Source organism: Bradyrhizobium yuanmingense (genome assembly GCF_029167105.1).
Lineage (GTDB): Bacteria > Pseudomonadota > Alphaproteobacteria > Rhizobiales > Xanthobacteraceae > Bradyrhizobium > Bradyrhizobium yuanmingense_A.
This window is the reverse complement of sequence record NZ_JARFML010000005.1, coordinates 209,175-227,168: the sequence shown is the minus strand read 5'-3', so window position 1 is coordinate 227,168 and position 17,994 is coordinate 209,175. Positions and strand designations below refer to the sequence as shown.

The following is a 17,994-nucleotide window of genomic DNA, read 5'->3' as shown; positions in this document are numbered from 1 at the left end:
CGGGCCGGCCGCTTACGAGGGAATTTGCCACCCCGCGGCATGGCTGCACGGCGGCGCATACGGCTCCACGCTCGGCGCCATTGCTGGCGCAAACAAACCTCGCTAGGCCTGTGATCCAGTGATCGACACAGGGAAGCGAAGGCATGACTGAAGCAGCAACGGGCGCCATGAGCGGACTGCGCGTCATCGATCTCACGCGCGTGCTCGGCGGTCCCTACTGCACCCAGATCCTCGCCGACCACGGCGCCGACGTGATCAAGGTCGAGCCGCCCGCGGGCGACGAGGTGCGCGAATGGGGCCCTCCGTTCCACGAGGAGGATGCGGCCTATTTCGTCGGCATCAACCGCAACAAGCGCTCGATCGGCCTCGACCTCGCCTCCGAGGGCGGCCGAATCGTGCTGCTCAAGATGCTGGAAACCGCCGACGTCCTGATCGAGAATTTCAAGCCGGGCACGCTGGAGAAATGGGGCATCGGCAACGAAATCCTCAGCAAGAAATTTCCGCGCCTCGTGCATTGCCGGATCTGCGGCTTCGGCGCCGACGGCCCGCGCGGCGGCAACCCCGGCTATGATGCCATCATCCAGGCCATGACCGGCATGATCGCGGCGACCGGCTCGCCCGAGAGCGGGCCAATGCGGATCGGCGTTCCGCTGGTCGACATCACCACCGGACTTTATGCGGCGATCGGCATCCTGATGGCACTGTCGGAGCGTCAGCGGTCGGGCAAGGGCCAGTTCCTGGAGACGACGCTGTACGAGACCGGCCTTGCCATCATGCATCCGCACACGGCGAATTATTTCATGCATGGCAAGCCGCCGAGCCTCACTGGCAACGAGCATCCGAACCTCGTGCCCTACGCGATCTTCCCGACCAAGACCGACAACATCTTCATCGGCGTCGGCAATGACGGCACCTTCCGCAAGCTGGCGAAGGAGATCGGCAAGCCCGAGCTCGGCACCGATCCGCGCTTTGCCCGCAACAAGGACCGCATCGCCAATCGCGAGGCGCTGCGCGCCGAGCTTGCCGCCGTGTTCAGCCAGCACGAGGCCGAGCCGCTGTGCAACCGCCTGCTCGCGGCCGGCCTGCCCGCGGGGCCGGTGCAGAAGATCGACCAGGCGTTGACCAACCCGCACACGATCGCGCGTGGCGATATTATCGAGAAGGACTGGTACAAGGGCGTGGCCTCGCCGATCCGGCTCGACCGCAGCAAGCCCAGCCTGCGCCGCGTGCCGCCGAAATTCAGCCAGCACGCGGCCGAAGTGCTGGGCGAGTTCGGCTACTCCAAGGCCGAGATCGACGCGATGGTCGAAAAGGGCACGGTCTGCGGTCCCGAGCGGAAGCGCTGAAATCATCGGACGTAATCAAGCGGCAGTTCAGGTGCAGCTCCCTCCCCCGCTTGCGTGGGAGGGTTGGGGAGAGGGTCTCTCCGCGACGGGAAAGTCCCCCAGAGGAGAAAGCCCTCACCCGCGCCTGCGGCGCGACCTCTCCCGCAAGCGGGAGAGGTTTCTGAGCCCGCGGCTAATCGCCAGCTTCACATCAACCAATGCCGCACTGCGGCGCGCGCACGCATGTGCAGCGCGAACGGAGTTGGCTGACCGCTCCGGTCTTGGCCTATTTGACGACTTCCCATTTGGCCGCGCTTGCTGCTTTCGTTTCTCCCGCTTACACAGTCATGTGAACGTCATATGGCGCTGCTAGCGCAAGCGCTTCTTTAGTGACGGGCAAGGGAGGTTTTCTTGATGGCTCTTCGACATTATGGCGCAGCGGCGGCTGTCGCACTCACGGTTGGTCTCGGCGCCTCGCCGGCACTCGCGGTGACCGAAATCCAGTGGTGGCACGCGATGACCGGCGCCAACAACGACGTCATCGTCAGGCTCGCCAACGACTTCAACGCCACGCAGAGCGACTACAAGGTGATCCCGACCTACAAGGGCAACTACGCCGACACGATGAACGCCGGCATCGCCGCGTTCCGCGCCGGCAACGCGCCGCACATCATGCAGGTGTTCGAGGTCGGCACCGCCACCATGATGGCGGCGACCGGCGCCGTGAAGCCGGTCTACAAGCTGATGGCCGAGACCGGCGAGAAGTTCGATCCGAAGGCTTACTTGCCCGCGATCACCGGCTATTACTCGACCTCGAAGGGCGAGATGCTGTCCTTCCCGTTCAACTCGTCCTCGACGGTGATGTGGGTCAATCTCGACGCGCTGAAGAAAGCGAATGTCGAGATCCCGAAGACCTGGCCCGAAGTGTTCGACGCCGCCAAGAAGCTGAAGGCGGCCGGGCACGCCACCTGCGGCTTCTCCAACTCCTGGGTCACCTGGGTCAATCTCGAGCAGCTCTCCGCCTGGCACAACGTGCCGCTCGCCAGCAAGGCCAACGGCCTCGACGGCTTCGACACCGTGCTGGAATTCAACGGGCCGCTCCAGGTCAAGCATCTCGAAAACCTGGTCGAGCTCCAGAAGGACAAGACCTACGACTATGCCGGCCGCACCAACACCGGCGAAGGCCGCTTCACGTCGGGCGAATGCCCGCTCTATCTGACCTCGTCCGCGTTCTTCGGCAACGTCAAGGCGCAGGCCAAGTTCGCCTTCACTGCGGTGCCGATGCCCTATTACCCGGACGCCAAGGGCGCGCCGCAGAACTCGATCATCGGCGGTGCCTCGCTCTGGGTGATGGGCGGCAAGTCGGCCGACGAGTACAAGGGCGTCGCCAAATTCTTCGGTTTCCTCTCGGACACCGATCGCCAGGTCTACATCCACAAGGCCTCGGGCTATCTGCCGATCACCAAGGCGGCCTATGAGAAGGCCAAGGCGGATGGCTTCTACAAGGACCAGCCCTATCTCGAGACCCCGCTGCTCGAGCTGACCAACAAGGAGCCGACCCAGAACTCGCGCGGCCTGCGCCTCGGCAACATGGTGCAGCTCCGTGACGTCTGGGCGGAGGAGATCGAGCAGGCCCTGGCCGGCAAGAAGACCGCCAAGCAGGCGCTGGACGCGGCCGTCGAGCGCGGCAACACCATGCTGCGCCAGTTCGAAAAGACCGCCGTGAAGTAAGGCGACAAGCGGCAGGCCGGTCAACCGGCCTGCCGCCCCCAGGCATCATGCAAAAGCAAGCCATTTTCCAATCGAAGCTGTTGCCCTACGCGCTGGTTGCGCCGCAGCTCGCGATCGTCCTGATTTTCTTCTACTGGCCCGCCTTGCAGGCGATGATCCAGTCCTTCCTGCTCCAGGACGCCTTCGGCCTGTCGACCAGCTTCGTCTGGTTCGAGAATTACATCGAGCTGTTCAGGGAGCGCGCCTATTTCGAGGCGATCCTGCGCACCTTCTTCTTCTCGTTCGCGATCGCGGTCTCGTCGCTGTCTTTCGCGCTGCTGCTGGCCGTGATGGCGGACAAGCCGCTACGCGGCTCGATGCTCTACCGCACGCTGCTGATCTGGCCCTATGCGGTGGCGCCGCCGGTCGTCGGCGTGCTCTGGATCTTCATGCTGCATCCCTCGCTCGGCGTGCTCTCGCGCTACCTGCGCGCAGCCGGCATCGACTGGAATCCGCTGCTCGACGGCGACCAGGCCGCAGCGCTGATCATCCTGGCCGCCGCCTGGAAACAGATCTCCTACAACTTCCTGTTCTTCCTTGCCGGCCTGCAGAGCATCCCCAGAAGCGTGATCGAGGCGGCTGCGATCGACGGCGCCCGCCCGATGCGCAGGTTCTGGACCGTGATCTTCCCGCTGCTGTCGCCGACCATCTTCTTCCTCCTGGTCGTCAACATCGTCTACGCCTTCTTCGACACGTTCGGCATCATCGACACCATGACCCGCGGCGGTCCGGGCAAGTCCACGGAGACGCTGGTCTACAAGGTCTATACCGACGGACTGCTCGGCGGAAACCTCGGCAGCTCCGCGGCGCAATCGGTGATCCTGATGATCATGGTGATCGTGCTGACGGGCATCCAGTTCCGCTTCGTCGAACGCAAGGTGACCTACTGATGGTCGAGGAAGAAGGCTTTCGGCGCTACATTGCCCATGTCATCCTCTGGATCGGGATCGCGATCGTCGCCTTCCCGGTCTATCTCGCTTTCGTGGCGTCGACCCAGGACAACGCGGTGATCGCCAACGGGCAGATGTCGCTGCTGCCCGGCGGTCATTTCTTCCAGACCTACTACCAGACGATCTTCGTCGGCACGAGCGGCTCGACCCGCGAGCCGGTCGGCAACATGATGCTGAACTCGCTGGTGATGGCGCTGCTGATCGCGCTCGGCAAGATCGCGATCTCGATCATCTCGGCCTATGCGATCGTGTACTTCCGCTTCCCGTTCCGGATGTCGATCTTCTGGCTCATCTTCATCACCTTGATGCTGCCGGTCGAGGTCCGTATCTATCCGACCTACAAGATCGTCGCCGATCTGCACATGCTCGACAGCTATGCCGGCCTGTCGCTGCCGCTGATCGCATCGGCCACCGCGACGCTGCTGTTCCGCCAGTTCTTCATGACCGTGCCGGACGAACTGCTGGAAGCCTCGCGCATCGACGGCGCCGGCCCCTTCCGCTTCTTCTGGGATACGCTGCTGCCGCTGTCGCGCACCAACATGGCGGCGCTGTTCGTGATCCTGTTCATTCTCGGCTGGAATCAATATCTCTGGCCGCTCTTGATCACCACGCGCGACGACATGCAGACCATCCAGATCGGCATCCGCAAGATGATCACCACCACCGACGCGCTGACCGAATGGCCGATCGTGATGGCAACCGCCGTGCTGGCCATGCTGCCGCCGGTGTTCGTCGTCGTCGTGATGCAGAAATTGTTCGTGCGCGGCCTGGTCGAGACGGAGAAGTAGAGACTTATGGCTAACGTCACCCTGCGCAGCGTCCGCAAGACCTATCCCGGCGGCTTCGAGGCCATCAAGGGCGTCGACGTCGATGTCGGCGACGGACAGTTCTGCGTGCTGGTGGGCCCTTCCGGCTGCGGCAAGTCCACGCTGCTGCGCATGGTCGCGGGGCTGGAGACCGTCACCGGCGGCGAGATCGACATCGGCGGCCGAATCGTCAACGGAGTAGAGCCCGCCGACCGCGACATCGCGATGGTGTTCCAGAACTACGCGCTCTATCCGCATATGAGCGTCTACAACAACATGGCCTATGGCCTGCGCAACCGTGGCATGGCGGAAGCCGAGATCAGGACCCGCGTCGACGAGGCCGCACGCATCCTCGAGCTCACATCGATGCTGGAGCGCAAGCCGCGCCAGCTCTCCGGCGGCCAGCGCCAGCGCGTCGCCATGGGCCGCGCCATCGTGCGCCAGCCGAAGGTGTTCCTGTTCGACGAGCCGCTCTCCAACCTCGACGCCAAGCTGCGCATCGCGATGCGGGTCGAGATTCGCAAATTGCAGCGCCGGCTCAACACGACGTCGATCTACGTCACCCACGACCAGCTCGAGGCGATGACGCTGGCCGACATTCTCGTGGTGATGAACGGTGGCCAGGTCGAGCAGGTCGGCAATCCGCTTGATATCTACGAGAAGCCGGCGACGACTTTTGTGGCCTCCTTCATCGGTGCACCGCCGATGAACCTGATGTCGACGCGACCCGAGGAGATCCGGTCGCAGCTCGCCGGCAGCAATGCTGCCGACGCCGGTATCGTCGGCATCCGCCCGGAGGATTTCGTCATCACCGACGAGACGCCGGCCGGGGGCGTCGCGCTGCCGCTCACCGTCGAAGCCATCGAGCGCGTCGGCGCCGAAACCTTCGTCTACGGCTCGCGCGAGCAGGAGGACCAGCGCGTCGCCGCCACGCCCGGCGAGCTGCCGCCCGGCGAGGTCATCGTCCGCATTCCCGGAACCCAAGCGCCCGCCATCGGCGCGAGAATCCGGGTCGCGGCGGTGCGGGCCAAGCTGCATCTGTTCAGTGACGACGGGCGGACGCGGCTTAATGGCTGAGCGGCTCCGGGCCCGACGACAAAAGTGCGAAAACAACCCCATGCACAGTAGAAGGGGGGCTTGTTTTTGTTGGGATAAATCGCCTCTCACGAAGCGTCATGCCAACCATGACGAACCAGGCATTCGGGCGATGGCGGAAAGTGGCCCGTCCACAGCCTCCCCCGCTACCTGCTTGAACCCACAGGGGAACATGCCCATATTGCTGATCAAGGGGTGCCGCTCGCGGGCCCTGATGCACCAAAGTCGCTTCGAGAGGACTTTGTAAACTATGTCTCGTGTTCCAACGCTCTCCAGTCCCTTTCTGCTGGGCTTCGACGAGATCGAGCGCGTGCTCGACCGCGTCGTCAAAGGCGCCGACGGCTACCCTCCCTACAATATCGAGAGGTGCGGCGGTTCGGACGGCCAGCCCGAGCGTTTGCGCATCACGCTGGCAGTCGCCGGATTCACCCGCGACCAACTCGATGTAACCATTGAGGAAAACCAGCTCGTGATCCGCGGGCGGCAGCAGGACGACAAGACCCGGCAATACATCCATCGCGGCATCGCCGCGCGCCACTTCCAGCGCACCTTCGTGCTGGCGGAGGGGATGCTGGTGCTGGGTGCGGATCTGAAGAACGGGCTGTTGTCGATCGATCTGGCCCGGCCAGAACCGGAGAGGATCGTTAAGACAATCGCTATCAATGAGCACGAATAATGGAACGAGTAGCGGACTCGACCGCTTAGTGTTCCAGAGGAGTCGAGACCATGAGTGAAGGTCACGTTGCGTTCGAATACGAAGCCAAGAACGTCTCTCCGGAGACGCTGGCAACCCTGGGCGAAGGCCATATCGCCTATGTGAAGCAGATCCGCTCCGAGGACGTGCCGGGCCTGTTCCCCGAGGCGCCCAAGATCGCGCCGGGCCTCAAGCTTTTCGCGCTCCACGCCGCCGACGGCACGCCGATCATGCTGACCGACAGCCGCGAGGCTGCAATCGCCAACGCCTGGAGCAACGAGCTGCAAGCGGTGAGCGTGCACTAAGCGCGCGCGTCGCACGAATAGGGTTTCAAGCGGGCATGCCTTCGCAAGAAGGCGTGCCCGTTTTCGTTTGAGACGTGATGTTTTCGCGTCGCCATCGCCAGCCAACGGAAATTCGGCGATGTCCCCGCCCGCGTGCGGGCATGCACTCGCATATGGCATCCACGATCCGGCGGCATCGGCACTCGGCTCCCTCCCCCGCTTGCGGGGGAGGGTTGGGGGAGAGGGTGTCTCCACGGTGGGGTTGTCGAGAGTTTGCCGAGCATGTCCCTGCGCGGTGGGAGCCCTCACCCGCCGCGCTCTGCGAGCGCGTCGGCCTCTCCCGCAAGCGGGAGAGGCGGAGCAAGCCCACGGTAATCTTGAAATCCATATGCGATGCCCCCGCCCGTGCGCGCGGGGCGCCCTTGGCTCATGCGCACACCAGGCCGTCATCAATCCGTGATTTGACATTTCAGTCGTGTTTGTCAAATCTGACAAAATGCAGGCCAAGGCCCCTCCCCAGGACCGGATCCTCGACGCCGCCTTGCGCGTGTTCCGTCGCCACGGTTTCCGCCGCTCCTCGATCGAGCAGGCGGCGGAGGAAGCCGGACTGACTCGGCAAGCGCTCTATCATCACTTCGCCTCCAAGGAGGCGTTGTTTCGCGCCGTGCTCGAGCGGATCTACGCGCAGGGGCTCGCTGCCGAAATCGCGGCCGCGAAGGCGGCGGAAGAGGCGGGCCTCGAGCTTGCCGACATCCTGGTCGCCGAGATCGGCGCGCGAATGCAGTCGCTGCTCGCTTCGCTCAAGGACTCGCCCCACACCGAAGAGCTGTTTTCCGAGCACCTCGCGCAGGCGCGCGACCTCTACCAGAGCTATTCCAACCGTTTCACTGAGGAGATCGCAGCCACGATCGCGCGAGTGTGCCGCAAGCGAAAGCTCAACCTCGAAAGCGGCGTCAGGGTGCGCGAGCTCGCGCGCTGCGTCGAGATGGCGGTCCACGGCACCAAATCCGCTTTCCCTGCCCTGCAGCCGGTCGACGCGTTCCTGAAACAGCTCGAGACCATGCTGCGCATGCTGATCGCCGGCGCGATGGCGCCGTCCGCAAAGAAGTCCCACCGCAAAACGGGAGTTCGAAAATGACCGCTACGACCATCAATGGACGGCCTCTGGCGCTACCCGACGATCCGGATGCGCTCCTGATCGACGTGATCCGCGATGGCGGCCTCACCGGCACCAAACTCGTCTGCGGCTCCGGCGTCTGCGGCGCCTGCACCGTGCTGCTCGACGGCACGCCCGTCGTGAGCTGCCTGTTGCCGGCGCAGGCGGCCGCCGACAAATCGCTGACGACCATCGAGGGCGTCGGAGCGGCCGGATTGCATCCGGTGCAGAAGGCGTTCATGGCGCACGACGCCCTGCAATGCGGCTTCTGCACGCCCGGCTTCGTCGTCGAAGCCGCCGCCTTCCACGACGACTGGCGCGCGACCAGGGGCGCGGCGACACCCTCGCGCGAGGACATCGCCGCCGCGCTGTCGGGACACCTCTGCCGCTGCGGCGCCTATGAAGGCATTTTTCGCGCGGTGGCGGAGGCTTGTTCAGGCCGCTTCGACGGCAACGAGCCGATCGCGCCGCGGCTGGAAGCCCGCGACAAGGTGACGGGCCTCGCCCGCTACACAGTCGACATCCACCATGACGGCCAGCTCGAAGGCGTCATCCTGCGCGCGCACGTCGCGCATGCGAGGATCACCGGGCTTGATCTGGCGCCGGCGCGCGCCATTGCCGGTGTTGCCGCGGTCGTTCCGCTGCTCGACGATGACAACATGGTCCGCTTCGTCGGCGCGCCGATTGCAGCCGTCGCGGCCAAGGATCGCCGCACCGCCCTGAAGGCGATCGCCGCGATCACCTTCAAGCCCGAGCCTTTGCCCGCGGTGATCGGGCTCGATGCAGCGCGACGCGATGATGCGCCAATCGTGTTCGAAAAGAAGGACCGCAAGCGTGCCGGCAACGTGTCCGAGGGCGCCGGCGGCGCTCCGGTGTCGTGGAAGGGCAATGTGCGCGGGCCTTCGGCGCCGTTCTCGCAAAAGGCCAAGCAGGCCAGGAGCTGGCTTGACGAGGCGCGGGCGCAACGCAATCCGCTGCTGGTCGAGGAAACCTTCCGCGTCTCGACGCAACAGCACGCAAGCCTCGAACCACATGCCGCCGTGGCCAGGTTCGACGGCGATCAGCTCATTGTGCACATCTCGACCCAGGCCATTCACGAGAGCATGGAGAAGATCGCCAAGCGTTATGGCCTTCCGCACGACAAGGTGCGTGTGATCGCCGATCATGTCGGCGGCGGGTTCGGCTCCAAGGGCAGCGTTGGGCTGGAGACCATCGCCGCGATCGAGCTTGCGCGCGCCGCGAAGGCGCCGGTGCGTGTCGCCTTCGATCGTGAAGAGGAGCTTTCCGTCGCCGGCTATCGTCCGGCCGCCGAGCTGAAGCTGTCCTTGCTGCCCTCGGCGGAAGGCCGCCTCAAGGCGCTGTCGCTCACCGCCCATGCCGATACCGGCGCCGCCGTCAACTCGCTGATCGCGGGCCTGGCGCGGCTGATCTATCCGGCCGAAGCAAAGGAGCTCGTCGACTTCGACGTGCTCAGCAATTTGCCGCCCGGCGCGCCGTTCCGCGGCCCCGGCGGTCCGCCGATGTCGTTTGCGCTGGAGCAGGCAGTCGACGAAGCGGCGCTGCGCATGAAGATGGATCCGATTCAGCTGCGCAAGCTCTGGGACCCCGATCCCAACCGCCAGCGATTGTACGACTGGGCCGCCGGCCTCGACGTCTGGAAGAGCCGCAAGCCGGCCGCCGCGCAGACCGGCCGCTACCGGCGCGGCGTCGGCGTCGCCACCGGCTACTGGCTCTATCTCTGGCAGACCGGCTCCTCGGTCGAACTCGCGATCAAGGGCGGCCGCATCGTCGCCAGCTGCGCGGTACAGGATATCGGCACGGGCACGCGCAGTGTGATCGCGAACACGGTCGCGAGGGCGTTCGATCTCGAGCCGCAGGATGTGGACGTTCGCATCGGCCGCTCCAGCCTGCCCCGCGGACCGGGCTCCGGCGGCAGCCGCGTCACCGCCTCGGTGGTGCCGCCGACCTTGCTCGCCATCGACAAGCTGAAAGCGGAAATCAGGCGCACCGCGTCTCGCACACCTGCTCCGGGCTCGAACGCGCCGTGGCGCGAGATGATCGCGGCTTCTCCCGACATCTCAGTGTCGGCGAAACGCCAGGAGGACGGCAAGCCGCCGCCCGGCGTCAGGCCCGCGCTGCACGAGGCGGGCATCATGGGCCGGGTGTTCGGTTGGGTGCTGCGTCTGATGAACCACATGGTGGTCGGCGCCGGCGTGCCGAGCTCGGTGCAGGTGATGGAAGTCGAGGTCGATACCTGGCTCGGCCATGTGCGCGTGCTCAACGCCTATACGGGCCTCGCGGTCGGCAAGCTCGCCGCGCCTGCGCTGGCGCGAAGCCAGGCCGCGGGCGCGGTGATCCAGGGCATCGGCTACGCACTCTATGAGTCGCGGGAGACCGATCCTTCGAGCGGCCACGTCCTGAGCGGCAGCATGGAGGATTACCGCATTCCGGGAATTGCCGACATGCCGAAACTGGACGTGCATTTCGACGAGGCCGGTTTCGAGCATGTGCCGGGCGGCAGCGTCGGCATCGGCGAAGTCGCCACCGTGCCGACCTCGCCCGCGATCGCCAACGCCATCCGCGATGCGATCGGCGTGAGACTGACCGAAATTCCGTTCCGGCCCGATCGTCTTGTGGCCGCGCTGAAAGGGAGGGCTGCAGCATGAGTGTCGCCGTCATGACCGCCAATCCCACGCCTGAATTCCGCGCCGGAGGCACCGACTTCAGCGAACGCCGCCGCAGCGGCGTGTCGCAGGGAATGCTGATCGATATCTCGGCCACCGGCGACAAGACGATCGCCTGGGGCGCCGACGGAGCAGCCCAGATCGGCGCGCTGACCACCATCGCCATGATCGCGACGGACGCGCGCATCGCCGCCGCCTATCCCGGACTTGCGGCGAGCGCGCAAGGGCTCGCCACGCCACAGGTGCGCCAGGTTGCAACGCTCGGCGGCAATCTCGCGCAGCGTTCACGCTGCTGGTATTTCCGCCGGGCCGACATCGATTGCCTTAAGAAAGGCGGCAGCACCTGCCCTGCCCGTTCCGGTAATCATCTCTATGGCGTTGCCTTCGATCTCGGCGACTGCGTCGCGCCGCATCCCTCGACCATGGCGGCGGCTCTGCTCGCCTATGACGCGACCATCACCACGGACCGGCGCAGCGGATTGACGATTGCCGGCCTGCTCGGCGACGGCTCGGTCTCGCACGCCGATCATACACTCGCAGCAGGCGAGATGATCAAGAGCATTGCGCTTCCTGCTCCGCTCGATGGCGAACGCGCGTCCTACAAGCGGGCGATCAGCCGGACCCATGCGGAATGGCCGCTGGTGGAACTCTGCGCCCGCGTCGTGATCGCCGGCGGCAAGTTTCACTTCGTGCGTCTCGCTGCAGGCGGCGTCGCGCCCGTGCCGCTTCGCCTCACCGCCGTGGAAGCCCTGCTCAGTGGCAAGACTGCCAATGCGGCATCGATCGCAGAAGCGGCGAAAGCGGCGAGCTCGGGTGCCAAGCCATTGCCGATGACGGCCTACAAGCTCGATCTCCTGCAAGGGCTGGTGCGCGACGTGCTGGAGCGGCTTTCGGACTAGAGCCTGATGAGATTTGGTTTGATTGCTGCAACATAAGTGCACTCCCTCTCCCGCAAGCGGGAGAGGTTGCACCAAGCCCGTGGCGATCATTTCGACCTACACCCATCACGCTCTAGCCGCCTGAGCGACCTGCCAGCCGCGCACGGATATCCGGCTTCAGCACCTTGCCGACCTTGGAGCGCGGCAGATCGTCCCAGACTTCGATCTGCTTCGGTGTCTTGACGCTGCCGATCCGCCGCTTGACGAAGGCCGCCAGCGCCGTCGCATCGACGCTCTGGCCGGCACGGGGCTGCACCACGGCAACGATCCGCTCACCCCATTTCTCGTCGGCGAGGCCGATCACGGCGCAATCCTGCACCGCCTCATGCGCTCGCAGCGCGTTCTCCACCTCGATCGAGTAGACGTTGAACCCGCCGGTGATGATCATGTCCTTGGCGCGATCGACGATATAGAGGTAGCCATCGTCGTCGATGTAGCCGATATCGCCGGTGTGGTGCCAGCCATGCGCGGAGGCCTCCGCCGTGGCCTCGGGATTCTTGTAATAGCCTTGCATCACCAGCGAGCCGCGAACCACGATCTCGCCGCGTGAACCGGTCGGCAGCAAATTGCCGTCGCTATCCATGATGCCGGCCTGCACCAACGGGCTGATCCGCCCCGTCGAGGCGAGGCGCTCCATCGCGATCGTGCCATCGGCATTGTAATGCTCATCCGGTGCCATCATCGAGATCATCATCGGCGCTTCAGTCTGACCGAACAACTGCGCCATGGGCCCGATGCGTCGAAGCGCCTCCGCAAGCCGCGCGGCCGAGATCGGCGCCGCGCCGTACCAGAAGCATTGCAGAGACCCGAGCTTCGCGGCGTCGAGCCTGGGATGATCGAGCAGCATGTAGATCAATGTCGGCGGCAGGAAGGTGTGCGTGACATGGTAGCACTCGATCAAATCGAGGAATTCGGCGATGTCGGGGCGATGCATGATCACGATGCGACCGCCGAGCGTCATGATCGGGAAACACAGCACACCGGCCGCATGAGTCAACGGCGCGAGCGCGAGATAGACCGGACGACCCCTGAAGGGATAGCCCATCAGCGTCAGCGCCGTCATGGCCTCGATGTTGCGGCCCGACAGCATGACTCCCTTCGGCTTTCCGGTGGTGCCGCCGGTGCCGGGAAGCATCGCGAGATCGTCGACCGTCTCGCGTTGATACCGGTCGTCGGGGAGGCCCGCGAGCCAGCTGTCGAGCGAGGGCGCGAAAGGCAACTCGGCATCGAGGCAGACGAGGACGCGCAGCTTGGGCAGCTCGGCGCGCACCGCCTCGACCATCGGCGCGAAGCTGGAATGAAACAGCAGCAGGCTGCAGTCGAATTGATCGAGGATGAGCCGGTTTTCGGCGGCTTCGTTGCGCGGATTGATCGGGCACCAGACCGACCCCGCACGGGAAATGCCGAACACGCATGCGAACGCGACCGGATCGTTGCCGGACAGGATTGCGACCTTCTCCCCGGCAGCAATACCCGATCGCGCGAGCCCGCGCGCGACGCGGTAGCTCAGCTGCTGCACCTCGCGATAGCTGAGATCGCGACCGTCCATGGTCAGGCACGGCGCATCAGCGCCGAGCGAGGCACCTTTGTCGAGGTAATCGATTAAGCGCATGGCCAATCCCCGAAACGGCTGGCGGGTGGCACGCGACCGCGCCACCCGCGATCTTGCTCAGTCGTGCACGGTGAGGATCGGTCTGCTGACGAGCCCGAAACTGCGCAGCTGGCCGAGCAGCTCGTGGTGACCGAACGCCTGGCAACCGGAGGCGAAACCCACGCGCTTGGGCGGCTGCTGCAGCAGGTGCGCCGCGGCATAGGCCTGCAGCAAGCCGGTCTGCTTGTAATTGCTGTTGCCGTTGATGACGCAGTGCGCGCGCCCGAGCGGGCCAGAGGCATGCACCGAATCCAGCGACTTGTTGACGCGCGGGTTCTCGCGCGGCGGCATGGTGTTCATCACGCCGGCGGCGGTCTGCGCCAATGCGGCGTAGCGGTCGTCGGGGTTCATGTCCTTGGTCGCGTCCAGCGCAGCCGCGACGATCTGCGGCACGCCCAGCATCAGCGCGCGGTTGAACACGCCGCCCAGCACCTTCACGTTGGCGACGCGCGGATCGCGCTTGAACCACACCGGATGCGAGGTGCCGCCCCAGGGCAGCGCCAGTGCGAGCTCATGCTGGCCGGGGATGGCGAGGTTGTAGAGACCGGCATCCACCTGATGCTCGACATACTTGTTCTGCTCCAGATAGTAGGCCTTGGCCATCGCGGCGTTGACCAGGATGGTCTGCGTCGAGGCGATGGTCGGGCTGCCGCCCCAGAACACGGCGATATCGAGCGTGTCGAGGCCGGGCGTCTCCAGGCACAGCTGCGCGGCGATCTCGCCGGTGGTGTACATCTGCGCGATGCCCGGCGCGAGCAGCAGGCCGGCATTGGCGAACTTCGTGCCCCATTCCTGCTCGAGCGTGATCAGCCAGTCCTGCTCGCCGGTGGTGTCGGTGTAGTGGCATCGGGACGCCCAGCAGGCCTGCACCACCTCGGCACCGAACCGGGCGAAGGGGCCCACGGTGTTGAGCACCACCGAGGCGCCGTTGAACAACTCCGTCAGTGCGCTCACGGTGTGCGGCACTTCCACCACCTCGTAGTCGGCGGTCTCGATACCGGCCACGTTCGCTTTCATTGCGGCGTTGAGTTTCTCCGCGCTGCGCCCTGCGGCGATGAAGGGGATGTTGTACTCGCGTAAGTATTCGCAGACCAGCCGGCCGGTGTAGCCGGACGCGCCATAGACGATGACGGGCTTCTTCGCGCTCATTCTCGTTCCTCCGAAATGTTCGTTGTCGGGTTTGCAGCTCACATTCCCATGCCGCCATCGACCGGCAGTCCGATGCCGGTGATGAAGCGCGCTTCGTTCGAGCACAGGAACACCGCAGCATTGGCGATGTCGCCGACCTCCGCGAGCTTGCCGAGAGGCGTCTGCTCCACCACCGAGGCGACTGCGGCGTTGACGTCGGGCGCGAGACCGATCTTGACGATGTCGTTGGCCAGCTGCAGGCCCATGTCGGTCGGGATCAAGCCGGGATAGATGCAGTTGACGCGCACGCCATAGCCGAGCTTGCCGGCCTCCATCGCAGCGACCCGTGTCATGCGATCGACCGCGGATTTCGTGCCGGAATAGACCGCGATGCTCGGGAAGGCGATCGTCGCCGCGACGGAAGCGATGTTGACGATCGCGCCGCCTTTGCCCGCCGCTCCGCCCGGCCGCATCGCGCGGAAGGCGTGCTTCATGCCGAGCACGGTGCCGACGATGTTGACGTCGCACATCCGCCGGGCATCCTCGGCCCTGATCTCGCTGACCAGCGACGTGATCTCGATGCCGGCATTGTTGACGAGGATGTCGTAGCCGCCGAGGGTGGCTATCGTCGCAGCAGTCGCTTTCTCCCACTGCGCATCGTCGGTGACGTCGAGATGCACGAAGCCGGTCTTCGCACCGAGCCTGGCGATCTGGCCGGCGCTGTCCTTGCCGACGTCATCGAGAATGTCGCCGATCATGACCGCCGCACCGGAGTGCGCCAATGCTTCTGCAATAGCGGCTCCTATCCCGCGGGCTCCGCCGGTGACCAGGGCTTTGCGGCCATCAAGACTCTTCTCACTCATCGCACGTCCTCCCTTTGCTTGGACTGATCTGTTGGACTGATCTGTTCGCTGATGATCGGTGCGTGCTGCGTTGGCAGCACGGTGCCGGCGCGGCATGCGCAACGGCATGCGAGTCCGTTCCGGCGGCGCGGCGCCGGTGGGTGCATTTCCTCCATTTGCTGACGTCTTGACGACTGTCCAAATTTCTTGGCGCGCACACTCCTCCCGGAACTTGACAGTTGTCAAGGAAAAAATTTGACAGTTGTCAAAGAGGATGGTCTGTAGACGATGACCGACGACGTGATCGGTGACCAAGAGACGGGAGACAGCGCGACGATGGCGCGGCAAGCGACAGGGGCGGCGAAGCGAGAGGCCGTGGCGGAGATCGTGCGGGACGACAAGTTCAACGCGCGACGCATCGAGCTTGCCGAGGCCGCGCTCGAAACGCTTGGAGAGCTCGGCTTCGCCCGGACCAGCCTGCGAGAGATCGCGCAGAACTCGGCGTTCACGCACGGCGTGTTCCACTATTATTTCAGCGACAAGCTCGACCTGATCTGCTGCTGCGTTCGCCACTACAAGGCCAAGTGCGTGACGCGCTATGACGAGGTCGTCGCGACAGCGACGAGCCGCGACGAATTGACGGAGGGCTTCCTCGCCAAGCTCGCAGCAACGCTGCAGAACGAAGCCCGCATGCACCGGCTTTGGTACGATTTGCGTTCGCAGGCGATGTTCGAGGCGGCGTTTCGCAAGGATGTCCTCGAGATCGACAAGAGCCTGGAAGCGATGATCTGGCGCATTGCCTCGCGCTATGCCGAGCTCGGCGGCAAGCGGCCGGCGTCGTCGCCAGGCGCGCTCTACGCGCTGTTTGACGGTCTGTTCCAGAGCGCGCTGCTCAAGCACCTCGCGGGTGACAAGAGGGCGGTTCCCGAACTGCTCGACGAAGTCCGGCGCCTGCTGCCGACGATCTGCTGAAGCGCGGAAGCGGCGCTCACGACGACGTCGCCGCTCGAGACCTGCACGTTGCGCCATCCAAATTGATCGTCCGACTCGAAACTGCTTAGATGCGGCATGCCGCCGAAAGTCGAACGTCTGCCCAAGCAGCAATTGTGGTTTCCGGCCGGGCGCTATTTTCTGCGCACCATCAAGCGCGATGACGCCTCGCAGCGCTGGGCGGACTGGTTGTCCGATCCCTGGACGGTGCATGTCCTCAACACGTCACCGCGCGCGATGACCAAGGCGGAGATCGCCGACTACATCAAATCCTTCGATCAGCGCGAACGGCTCCTGCTCGGGATATTCGAGCGCGGCAGCCGCATCCATGTCGGCTTCATCCGCCTCGACATCAACGCGGCGGCGAGCGAGGCGCTCGTCAGCGCCGTGATCGGAGAAAAGGAACACCGCAATGCCGGAGCGACGGTGAACACCTTCATTCCGCTGCTCAGGTTCGTGTTCGACGATCTCAAGCTGAGCCGCATCCGCGCGTTCGTGCTGGAGCGCAATCAGACGACCATTCAATATCTGTCGAAGCTCGGATGGACGCTCGAGCCCGAACCCGAAAAACCGGTGCGATCGCATACGGATGGATCGCTTCTGGTATTGCGTCGGATGATCTGGGACCGGCCCGGTTTCCAGGCCTGGTTGAAGAGCCCGATCGGGCAGCGGATCGTGAATCGCATGGAAGCGGCGCGAGGTTGAGCCCCGGCCGCTCCCTTTGTCTGCTTAAGCGATCAATCAGTACTTCGCGACGACGGGTGACCCGCCGAACCGATAATTGATGCCTACCTTCACGATATCGATGTCCTGACGAATATCGATCAACGCGGTGGTGGCGGCGACTGGATTGGTGAACCCCACGCGCTTGCTGTCGAAGCCGTAGTGAGTGTACTCGATCAAGGCCGACCAGTTCGGGGCGAAGGCCCACTCGACACCGGCACCTGCCACCCAGCCGACACGATCGGTGCTGGCGCTGGAATTACACGGCTCAAAAACGAGGAATCCCACACCAGGACAAGCGAAGCCGCCAATCGTTGCGAAATTGTTCAGATTGTACCGGTCATGCGCAAACCCGACGCCGCCCTTGCCATAAACGAGGAAGCGATCCCATGTGTAGCCGATTCGACCCGTGACGCTGGCGACCCAGTCGGTGCGGCTCGACAGAGTGGCGGGCGCACCGGCCTTTCCGGCAAAGAAGGGATCGTTGGCGGTGCCGTGAAGATCGGTGGCCGTGAAATCGCCGGCAATCCCGATCACCCAGTTGCTGGCAAATTGGTAGTCGCAACCAGCCTGAATGCCTCCGACAACTCCGACGTCTCCGTTTACCCCAATGCGATCACCAGGCACATTGCCTATGGTCATTGCAGGCGCGATGACCGCCCCCGTTCCGATGCCGGGATCCGTGAAGCCCGTTCGGCTCGCACCGCCGCCGACGTGACCCCCGATATAGCAGCCGGTCCAACTGAAAGGCGCGGCCGCCGCAACCGGCGCTTTCGTGTAGGGACGACCTCCCAGATCGGCACCTTGAGCAGAGCCTGCGATAATCAGAGCCGACGTCGCCAGCAGCAGTCGTTTCATTCATCACCCAAAGCAAATCAGCATAGAAATCTCCGGCAAGGTACATTGGCCGGCTTCCGCACGCTGTATTCGGGCAGCAACACTCCAACACATTTGGTAA

16 protein-coding genes are annotated in these 17,994 nt (G+C 64.6%); 12 read left to right on the top strand and 4 right to left on the bottom strand.

What is annotated here, in order from left to right:
• Positions 1 to 143 precede the first annotated feature (143 nt).
• The 10 genes from P0R31_RS09195 (at position 144) to P0R31_RS09150 (ending at position 11,663) form a co-directional block, all read left to right on the top strand.
• On the top strand, positions 144 to 1,346 hold the full coding sequence (locus P0R31_RS09195) for a CaiB/BaiF CoA transferase family protein (RefSeq protein WP_275513794.1): 1,203 nt from the start codon (positions 144 to 146) through the stop codon (positions 1,344 to 1,346).
• A gap of 393 nt (positions 1,347 to 1,739) precedes the next feature.
• A complete protein-coding gene (gene ugpB / locus P0R31_RS09190; protein ID WP_275513793.1) occupies positions 1,740 to 3,056 on the top strand; it encodes a sn-glycerol-3-phosphate ABC transporter substrate-binding protein UgpB in 1,317 nt (438 codons plus the stop codon).
• A gap of 47 nt (positions 3,057 to 3,103) precedes the next feature.
• A complete protein-coding gene (ugpA, locus tag P0R31_RS09185) occupies positions 3,104 to 3,985 on the top strand; it encodes a sn-glycerol-3-phosphate ABC transporter permease UgpA (RefSeq protein ID WP_275513792.1) in 882 nt (293 codons plus the stop codon).
• Positions 3,985 to 4,833, top strand: coding sequence for a sn-glycerol-3-phosphate ABC transporter permease UgpE (ugpE, locus tag P0R31_RS09180; RefSeq protein ID WP_275513791.1), 849 nt, complete (start codon positions 3,985 to 3,987; stop codon positions 4,831 to 4,833). Before ugpA ends, ugpE begins: the two co-directional genes overlap by 1 nt.
• A 6-nt stretch (positions 4,834 to 4,839) precedes the next feature.
• On the top strand, positions 4,840 to 5,928 hold the full coding sequence (locus tag P0R31_RS09175; RefSeq protein WP_275513790.1) for a sn-glycerol-3-phosphate import ATP-binding protein UgpC: 1,089 nt from the start codon (positions 4,840 to 4,842) through the stop codon (positions 5,926 to 5,928).
• A 268-nt stretch (positions 5,929 to 6,196) separates the two neighbouring features.
• A complete protein-coding gene (locus P0R31_RS09170) occupies positions 6,197 to 6,622 on the top strand; it encodes an Hsp20 family protein (RefSeq protein ID WP_035704151.1) in 426 nt (141 codons plus the stop codon).
• A gap of 50 nt (positions 6,623 to 6,672) precedes the next feature.
• Positions 6,673 to 6,945 carry a DUF1150 family protein gene (locus P0R31_RS09165; protein ID WP_007598581.1) on the top strand — a complete coding sequence of 91 codons (273 nt, stop codon included), beginning with the start codon at positions 6,673 to 6,675 and terminating at the stop codon, positions 6,943 to 6,945.
• A 454-nt stretch (positions 6,946 to 7,399) separates the two neighbouring features.
• The gene (locus P0R31_RS09160; RefSeq protein WP_275513789.1) at positions 7,400 to 8,062 is read left to right on the top strand and encodes a TetR/AcrR family transcriptional regulator; all 663 of its coding nucleotides are present in this window, start codon (positions 7,400 to 7,402) and stop codon (positions 8,060 to 8,062) included.
• The gene (locus tag P0R31_RS09155; protein WP_275513788.1) at positions 8,059 to 10,746 is read left to right on the top strand and encodes a molybdopterin-dependent oxidoreductase; all 2,688 of its coding nucleotides are present in this window, start codon (positions 8,059 to 8,061) and stop codon (positions 10,744 to 10,746) included. The genes P0R31_RS09160 and P0R31_RS09155 overlap by 4 nt, the downstream gene beginning before the upstream one ends.
• Positions 10,743 to 11,663, top strand: a complete 921-nt coding sequence (locus tag P0R31_RS09150; protein WP_275513787.1) for an FAD binding domain-containing protein — start codon at positions 10,743 to 10,745, stop codon at positions 11,661 to 11,663. The genes P0R31_RS09155 and P0R31_RS09150 overlap by 4 nt, the downstream gene beginning before the upstream one ends.
• 112 nt (positions 11,664 to 11,775) lie before the next feature.
• Here P0R31_RS09150 and P0R31_RS09145 read toward each other — a convergent pair whose 3' ends face one another.
• Genes P0R31_RS09145 through P0R31_RS09135 form a run of 3 tightly spaced genes read right to left on the bottom strand, consistent with a single transcriptional unit; the run spans position 11,776 to position 15,344 of the window.
• Positions 11,776 to 13,314 (bottom strand): AMP-binding protein, encoded by a 1,539-nt coding sequence (locus P0R31_RS09145; protein ID WP_275513786.1) that lies wholly within the window; start codon positions 13,312 to 13,314, stop codon positions 11,776 to 11,778.
• A gap of 57 nt (positions 13,315 to 13,371) precedes the next feature.
• A complete protein-coding gene (locus P0R31_RS09140) occupies positions 13,372 to 14,502 on the bottom strand; it encodes a DUF5938 domain-containing protein (RefSeq protein WP_036009171.1) in 1,131 nt (376 codons plus the stop codon).
• 38 nt (positions 14,503 to 14,540) lie between these two features.
• The gene (locus P0R31_RS09135; RefSeq protein WP_275513785.1) at positions 14,541 to 15,344 is read right to left on the bottom strand and encodes an SDR family NAD(P)-dependent oxidoreductase; all 804 of its coding nucleotides are present in this window, start codon (positions 15,342 to 15,344) and stop codon (positions 14,541 to 14,543) included.
• A gap of 267 nt (positions 15,345 to 15,611) precedes the next feature.
• Here P0R31_RS09135 and P0R31_RS09130 point away from each other — a divergent pair, with 267 nt between their 5' ends.
• Complete coding sequence (locus tag P0R31_RS09130) at positions 15,612 to 16,295, top strand: TetR/AcrR family transcriptional regulator (RefSeq protein ID WP_275513784.1); 684 nt, start codon at positions 15,612 to 15,614, stop codon at positions 16,293 to 16,295.
• A gap of 96 nt (positions 16,296 to 16,391) precedes the next feature.
• Positions 16,392 to 17,018: a GNAT family N-acetyltransferase gene (locus P0R31_RS09125; RefSeq protein ID WP_036009173.1), complete on the top strand. Its 627-nt coding sequence runs from the start codon at positions 16,392 to 16,394 to the stop codon at positions 17,016 to 17,018.
• 36 nt (positions 17,019 to 17,054) lie between these two features.
• Here P0R31_RS09125 and P0R31_RS09120 read toward each other — a convergent pair whose 3' ends face one another.
• Positions 17,055 to 17,894 carry an outer membrane protein gene (locus tag P0R31_RS09120; RefSeq protein WP_275513783.1) on the bottom strand — a complete coding sequence of 280 codons (840 nt, stop codon included), beginning with the start codon at positions 17,892 to 17,894 and terminating at the stop codon, positions 17,055 to 17,057.
• Between the last annotated feature and the right edge of the window lie 100 nt (positions 17,895 to 17,994).

Excerpts from the sequence above, each read along its gene's own strand:
- P0R31_RS09175 (WP_275513790.1), top strand. The coding sequence starts at position 4,840 with ATGGCTAACGTCACCCTGCGCAGCGTCCGCAAGACCTATCCCGGCGGC.
- P0R31_RS09155 (WP_275513788.1), top strand. The coding sequence starts at position 8,059 with ATGACCGCTACGACCATCAATGGACGGCCTCTGGCGCTACCCGACGAT.
- P0R31_RS09150 (WP_275513787.1), top strand. The coding sequence starts at position 10,743 with ATGAGTGTCGCCGTCATGACCGCCAATCCCACGCCTGAATTCCGCGCC.
- P0R31_RS09130 (WP_275513784.1), top strand. The coding sequence starts at position 15,612 with ATGACCGACGACGTGATCGGTGACCAAGAGACGGGAGACAGCGCGACG.
- ugpE (WP_275513791.1), top strand. The coding sequence starts at position 3,985 with ATGGTCGAGGAAGAAGGCTTTCGGCGCTACATTGCCCATGTCATCCTC.
- ugpA (WP_275513792.1), top strand. The coding sequence starts at position 3,104 with ATGCAAAAGCAAGCCATTTTCCAATCGAAGCTGTTGCCCTACGCGCTG.
- P0R31_RS09120 (WP_275513783.1), bottom strand. The coding sequence starts at position 17,894 with ATGAAACGACTGCTGCTGGCGACGTCGGCTCTGATTATCGCAGGCTCT.
- P0R31_RS09135 (WP_275513785.1), bottom strand. The coding sequence starts at position 15,344 with ATGAGTGAGAAGAGTCTTGATGGCCGCAAAGCCCTGGTCACCGGCGGA.
- P0R31_RS09170 (WP_035704151.1), top strand. The coding sequence starts at position 6,197 with ATGTCTCGTGTTCCAACGCTCTCCAGTCCCTTTCTGCTGGGCTTCGAC.
- ugpB (WP_275513793.1), top strand. The coding sequence starts at position 1,740 with ATGGCTCTTCGACATTATGGCGCAGCGGCGGCTGTCGCACTCACGGTT.
- P0R31_RS09140 (WP_036009171.1), bottom strand. The coding sequence starts at position 14,502 with ATGAGCGCGAAGAAGCCCGTCATCGTCTATGGCGCGTCCGGCTACACC.
- P0R31_RS09165 (WP_007598581.1), top strand. The coding sequence starts at position 6,673 with ATGAGTGAAGGTCACGTTGCGTTCGAATACGAAGCCAAGAACGTCTCT.
- P0R31_RS09195 (WP_275513794.1), top strand. The coding sequence starts at position 144 with ATGACTGAAGCAGCAACGGGCGCCATGAGCGGACTGCGCGTCATCGAT.
- P0R31_RS09125 (WP_036009173.1), top strand. The coding sequence starts at position 16,392 with ATGCCGCCGAAAGTCGAACGTCTGCCCAAGCAGCAATTGTGGTTTCCG.
- P0R31_RS09145 (WP_275513786.1), bottom strand. The coding sequence starts at position 13,314 with ATGCGCTTAATCGATTACCTCGACAAAGGTGCCTCGCTCGGCGCTGAT.